Source organism: Promineifilum sp. (SeqCode) (genome assembly GCF_041918635.1).
In the GTDB taxonomy this organism is placed as follows: domain Bacteria; phylum Chloroflexota; class Anaerolineae; order Promineifilales; family Promineifilaceae; genus Promineifilum.
This window is the reverse complement of record NZ_JAYRVJ010000761.1, coordinates 1-5,107: the sequence shown is the minus strand read 5'-3', so window position 1 is coordinate 5,107 and position 5,107 is coordinate 1. Positions and strand designations below refer to the sequence as shown.

Below are 5,107 nucleotides of genomic sequence, written 5' to 3'. Positions count from 1 at the left end.
TTGCCGTATTGCTGATTCTCATGGGGTGTGGCTCGCCTCCCAGCCAGGCGACGCCCACCGAAGCGTCCGTCGCCACCGCGACGCCGGTTCCAGTAGCCGACACGCCCGCGCCCGAACCGACGGCCGAGGTTCCGACTGAGGCCACGACCCAGGTCGTTACCGAGGTCGCGCCAGAAGCGACCGCCACCCCCTTGCCCGAGCCGACCGATGAGCCGACGCCCGCGCCGGAACCGACGGCCGACACGTCCGGCCTGCCGCCCGCGGCCCACTACGATTTGGGCGAAAGGACTATCGTCCAGGAACACTTCCCCGAAGACAGCCGTTTCCGCAACATGTCCGTACAACTCAATGGTGTTATCGCTGCGCCGCTCGAGGGCGAACAACACCCGGTCGTCGTCATTCTGCACGGCACGCACCCCGGCTGTCCCGTGGATGAAATGGGCGTTGACCGGTGGCCTTGCGATCCCGAAGTCGAACAACCCAACTATGCTGGCTTCGAGTACCTGGTGCATGAACTGGCGGCGCGGGGCTACGTCGCCCTGTCGATCAACATCAACGCCGAGAACACCTTTGGCTTCGGCGAGCCAACCCCCGGCGAACGGTTGGCCCAAATCCTTGATCTGCACCTGAGCGCGCTGGCAGAAGCGGCGGCCGGCGGCTCCAATGAGTTCGGCGTCGAGTTGGCGGGGCGGGCCGACCTCACACGGCTGGTTCTGATAGGCCACTCACGCGGTGGCGAGATGGCCAACTATCTGACGCGGGTGATGGGCCTGGATACGCCCGAAGGGGCGGCCGAGCGAGGCTATGGGCCGGTGGCCGGTTTGCTACTTGTGGCCCCGGCCGTCACCTTTGTCGGGACGACAGGCACAAACGTTCCTTTGGCTGTGATTTTACCCGGCTGTGACGGCGACATCGTTGGCCTGGACGGCCAGGCGTTCTTTGAGGACGTACGCTTGGGCCTGGCCGACCACAGTTGGGCGACGACGGTCTACCTGGAAGGGGCCAACCATAACCACTTCAACACGATACTGGGCGGCGACTTGATAGGGCAGCCGCAGCGGCCCAGTTGCGAGACGCTGCTGCCGGCCGAAGACCAGCGGCAATTCCTGATAGACTATGCCGTCGATTTCCTGACCATCCTTTTTAACAACGATCCGGCCGCGGCATTCGATGCCCGCGTTCGGTTAGGCCTTGACTCAAACCAGCCGGCTCCAGCCGAATTGCTGGGCCAATCGGCGCGGGTCGCCGTCCTGGCCGCCGCCGCCGCACGGCTGCCCTTGTTCGTGCCGAGAGATGAGAACTCGCTCGTCACGAATGAGTTGGGCGGCGCTGTGACGGCCGAGGGGGCGACTCTGCTCTACTGTCGACCGGGCTACTTCATACCAAGCGACGAGCCGGGCAGCGAGCCCTGCAAGCGCGTCAACTTCACTATTCCCGGCAACCCAGGGATGGCAGTCGTTTCCTGGTCGGAACCCGCGTCGCTGCGCTTGGCGCTGCCCGAAGGCCAGCGCGACCTGACCCGCTATGCCACCCTGAGCCTGCGGACAGTGCTAGACCCGCTTTCTGAGTTAAACGCCGCCGACCAGCCGCAGACCTTTAGTGTGCGCCTGACCGATGACGACGGGAACGTCGCCACGGCGGTGACCAGCCCCGACGAGCCGGCGCTGCAATTCCCGGCCGGTGAGGCTCAGGAGGATTTCTTTTTTGAGGGTGGCTTCTTCAGCGGCATTGTGCATCTGACGACGCTCCGCCTGCCGCTGACGGCGTTCGCCGGTGTGAACTTGAGCGACGTGATCGAGATCGCTCTGGTGTTCGACCAGACGCCGTCGGGAACACTCTTCGTGGCCGATGTCGATCTGAGTGGAGCGCCGTCGCAGTAGCGGCGAAGCCGCCGGTCAGTCAGGGACGTAGGGCGCGGTCCAACCAATCGAGGGCGCGGCCGTCGCGGATCATGTCGGGTGTCACGCGGATGAGCGTCCAGCCGTAGAGCGCGGCCTCGTTATACTTCTCGCAATCCTGCTCGAAGCGTTCGGGATGGGCGTGGCCCTTGCTGCGCCCCGTCTCGGTCTGCATCCAGATGCCTCCCTCGATCTCACAGGCGACCAACAGGCCGCCCTCACGCCAGCAAAAGTCGAACCGCCAGTTGCGGTTGGCGTGAAAGACGTACTCGCGGATTGGCTCCGGCAGCCCGGCCAGACGGATCTGCTCCAACAGGACGGTGTTCCAGTTGGTACGCGGGCTGCTGGATGCCGGCCGGTCGCCCGCCGCGGCGCGCCGGCCGGCAGGTAGGAAGGAAGAGCGACGCGCTTTCATGCGAGGAGAATAGCACAAATGTGCTATATACGACAAATCGCAAGAGGACGCGAGCCGGGCAGGGGGATCAGTAGCTTTCGTACCAGCTTTCACCCACGTCATGAGCCGATGCGGGGTATCGCTGAGTCCACGGCGCGCCATACTCGGCGACGATGTCACCCAGCTCGACCAGGCGGTCGACAGCCGTCTTGTTCAGAAAGTCGAGCGCCGCCTCGCCGCGCAGTTCAGCGGCCTCACCCCATACCGTGCGACCGGCCACAATACCGCTGGCCCCCGCGCCACAGGCGATCTGGGTCTGCCGGGCGAAAGCCTCAAAGCCGACGCCGCCGCTGAGCAGCACCCATGGCGTCTGGCTAGCCTCGTCCAACTCGGCGCACGATGCCGCCCAGGCCGCTTCGTCAGGCACTTCGGTTGTATCGAGTGGGAACTCGGTCGCCAGCACCTCGATGCCGCGAGAAGTCAGACGGCGCGCCGTCTCGATCACCGCGGCCCGCTTCTCGGCCGATGAAAGTTTTCTGGCCCTGGAGCCGGCGGCGAGCGGCAGCAGCCTCAGGAAGAGTGGGATGTCGTGCGCCCGGCATTCGGCCACCACGCTGTCGAGTAGTCGCTCCTGGGCGGTCGCGTGGCGGCCCTCGGGTTGACAGGGCAACCGTAACTTGACGGCCGACGCGCCCATACGAGCGCTCTTCTCCACGCCCCAGCCCTCCAGCACTTCGGGGCGATGGGCGAGCGGTTCATCAGCCTGGCCAGCCGCTTCGACAGCGACCAGAAGTCCAGCGCGTCCCGGCAGCACGCCGCCGGTAATGCTCTGCGCCGCGCTGAACTCTGGGTCAAGCAGCACCGCCGTGCTAACCGGCGCGAGCGCGCTCACCACGTCCAGCTTGAAAGCGACCATCTCACTGTAGCCGATGCTTTCAGGATTGACGGGATTCAGGGCGCGCCGCAGGCTGTCGCGATGATCGAGGGCCATCACGACAAACAGGCCATCCGGCGTGCTACACTGTTGTAAGCGTCGCCGCTTGCCAATCGTCAATTCCATGTGTCTTAGCTTTTCTCCTGCGCGAGCAATCGGTTGCGGCGCGCGCGTGGGATCAGACGGCCGGCCAGAAACAGCAATAGCGCGGCGACGACCAACCAGCCTATGAGCGCGAACAATCGGGCAAAACCGATGGCCTCATAGGTCGGGCCACCCACAAACCCGCCCAACGCTGACCCCATGCCAAACAGCGCGCCGGACACAAGTCCCTGCGCCGTGGCCCCCACGCCGGGGGGCGCGGCGGCGTCGGCGTCGGCCACCAGGGCCGCCCACAGGATGGCGAAGGACGGTCCGTGCAGCAGGCTGATGGGCAGCACCAACCAGGGAGCCTGCATGAACGACAGGGCGAAGTAGCGCAGGATGGTGGCGAGGAGCGCTAGAACGACCATGCGGCTGATGCCGAAGCGGCGCAGTAACCAGCTGCCCAGAAACCAGAACGGCAGCTCGCTAAGCGTCGAGACGGTTAGCGACAGGGCCATCAGCGTGCGACTCGCGCCCAGTTGCTCCAGGAAAAGGAACTGGTAGCTGAGCAGTACGCCGATGCCTATGCCGTAGAGTAGGGCCACGGCCAGCAGGAGCAGGAAGCGGCCGTTGCCCACCAGCACGCCTAAGCTGGCCGAGTACGCCTGGCGCACCGTGGACAGCCCCATGGTCAGTTGCGAAGCGGCCATCCAGCACAGCGCCATAAAGACCAGGAATCCGTAGAATCCCCAGCTCAACCCCGCGCGTTGCAAGATCGGCCCCATCGCTGCCGCGGTCAAACCCCAACCAACCGCGCCCCAGGCCCGCACCCGGCCGTAGTCCGCCTTGCGCTCGCCCAGCAGATCCATCACCGCGTTATCTACCAGCGGGACGATGGGGCCGACGAAGATGGCGTAGGCAACGACACCCAGCAGCAGCGTCAGAAAGGAGCCGGCGAAGAGCAGGCCGAGCACGGCCAACCACAGACCGGCGATGTTGAACAGCAGCACCGCCCGGTGGCGGCGCGTCGCATCGGCAATGCCGCCCCAGAAGGGGGAGCTACCGAGCGTGATGAGCGGGATGAGGCCGGCCAGGATGCCGATCTGCGCGCCGGTCATGCCCCGCTGTTGATAGTAGAGGGACATGTAGGGCACGAGGCAAGACAAGGCCGCGTAGTAGAGGCAATAGACCGCCTTAGGTTGCGTTGTAGACACGGGGTTAGGTTCTCTGGGTTTAGATGCTCTGGCCGGGTTGCTCGAACAGGGGATGAAGAACGACAGGTTGACTGGGCATAGCACCGCCGGGCTGGCCCACGCCGCCGCCCTCCTCGCCCGCGCCGCCGCCTTCCTCCGTATCGCCGGGGGCGGGTATGGGTGTAGGCCGCACCTGGTTGTCCAGGCCATCGCCCCCACAGCCCGCCAGTCCCACCAGCAAGAACAGGATGATCATGGCGAAAAGCACTCTTTTCATTATTGATTACACCTCAATGGACGGCGCGTCTCGTCCGGGCAGCGCCTCTTCGCTTCTTGACAGCGGGCAAACCCGGCCGCCCACCAGCCGGAATGATACGCCATTTTCAACGTTACGTCAGCGGCGGCTTCAGGTCAAGGGGGACCGGCCTGGGCCGGCCAGGCGAAGGGAGGGCGGCGCTTGCTCAGCGCCGCCAATGGGCGACAAAGGCAGGCTCGCCGTGAGAGGCGACCGCGTTTTGCCATGCGCCAACCCGGGCCGTGGGTGCCGTGGGTTGGCGCTACAGAACAGATGGCGCGCCTAGGCCGCGCGTTGCATCACCGCGAA

General features: G+C 65.4%; 4 protein-coding genes and 1 pseudogene. 1 reads left to right on the top strand and 4 read right to left on the bottom strand.

Translation table 11 applies throughout. From position 1 onward, the window contains the following. Nucleotides 1-1,880 (top strand): annotated as a pseudogene (locus ACE3UY_RS21970) (hypothetical protein); the annotation flags it as partial. Between the two features lie 19 nt (nt 1,881-1,899). Here the strand turns inward: ACE3UY_RS21970 and ACE3UY_RS21965 are convergent. The 4 genes from ACE3UY_RS21965 to ACE3UY_RS21950 all read right to left on the bottom strand — a co-directional run bounded on the left by ACE3UY_RS21965 (nt 1,900) and on the right by ACE3UY_RS21950 (nt 4,780). After that, nucleotides 1,900-2,313 (bottom strand): hypothetical protein, encoded by a 414-nt coding sequence (locus ACE3UY_RS21965; protein WP_374689612.1) that lies wholly within the window; start codon nt 2,311-2,313, stop codon nt 1,900-1,902. 67 nt (nt 2,314-2,380) lie between these two features. Continuing rightward, the gene (locus tag ACE3UY_RS21960; RefSeq protein WP_374689611.1) at nt 2,381-3,352 is read right to left on the bottom strand and encodes a tagatose 1,6-diphosphate aldolase; all 972 of its coding nucleotides are present in this window, start codon (nt 3,350-3,352) and stop codon (nt 2,381-2,383) included. 5 nt (nt 3,353-3,357) lie between these two features. Continuing rightward, complete coding sequence (locus tag ACE3UY_RS21955) at nt 3,358-4,524, bottom strand: MFS transporter (protein ID WP_374689610.1); 1,167 nt, start codon at nt 4,522-4,524, stop codon at nt 3,358-3,360. Nucleotides 4,525-4,543: 19 nt separating this feature from the next. Further along, complete coding sequence (locus ACE3UY_RS21950) at nt 4,544-4,780, bottom strand: hypothetical protein (RefSeq protein ID WP_374689609.1); 237 nt, start codon at nt 4,778-4,780, stop codon at nt 4,544-4,546. Nucleotides 4,781-5,107 lie beyond the last annotated feature (327 nt).

Bases quoted from the DNA above. Each gene is read 5' to 3' on its own strand.
- ACE3UY_RS21965 (WP_374689612.1), bottom strand. From the start codon at position 2,313: ATGAAAGCGCGTCGCTCTTCCTTCCTACCTGCCGGCCGGCGCGCCGCG.
- ACE3UY_RS21960 (WP_374689611.1), bottom strand. From the start codon at position 3,352: ATGGAATTGACGATTGGCAAGCGGCGACGCTTACAACAGTGTAGCACG.
- ACE3UY_RS21950 (WP_374689609.1), bottom strand. From the start codon at position 4,780: ATGAAAAGAGTGCTTTTCGCCATGATCATCCTGTTCTTGCTGGTGGGA.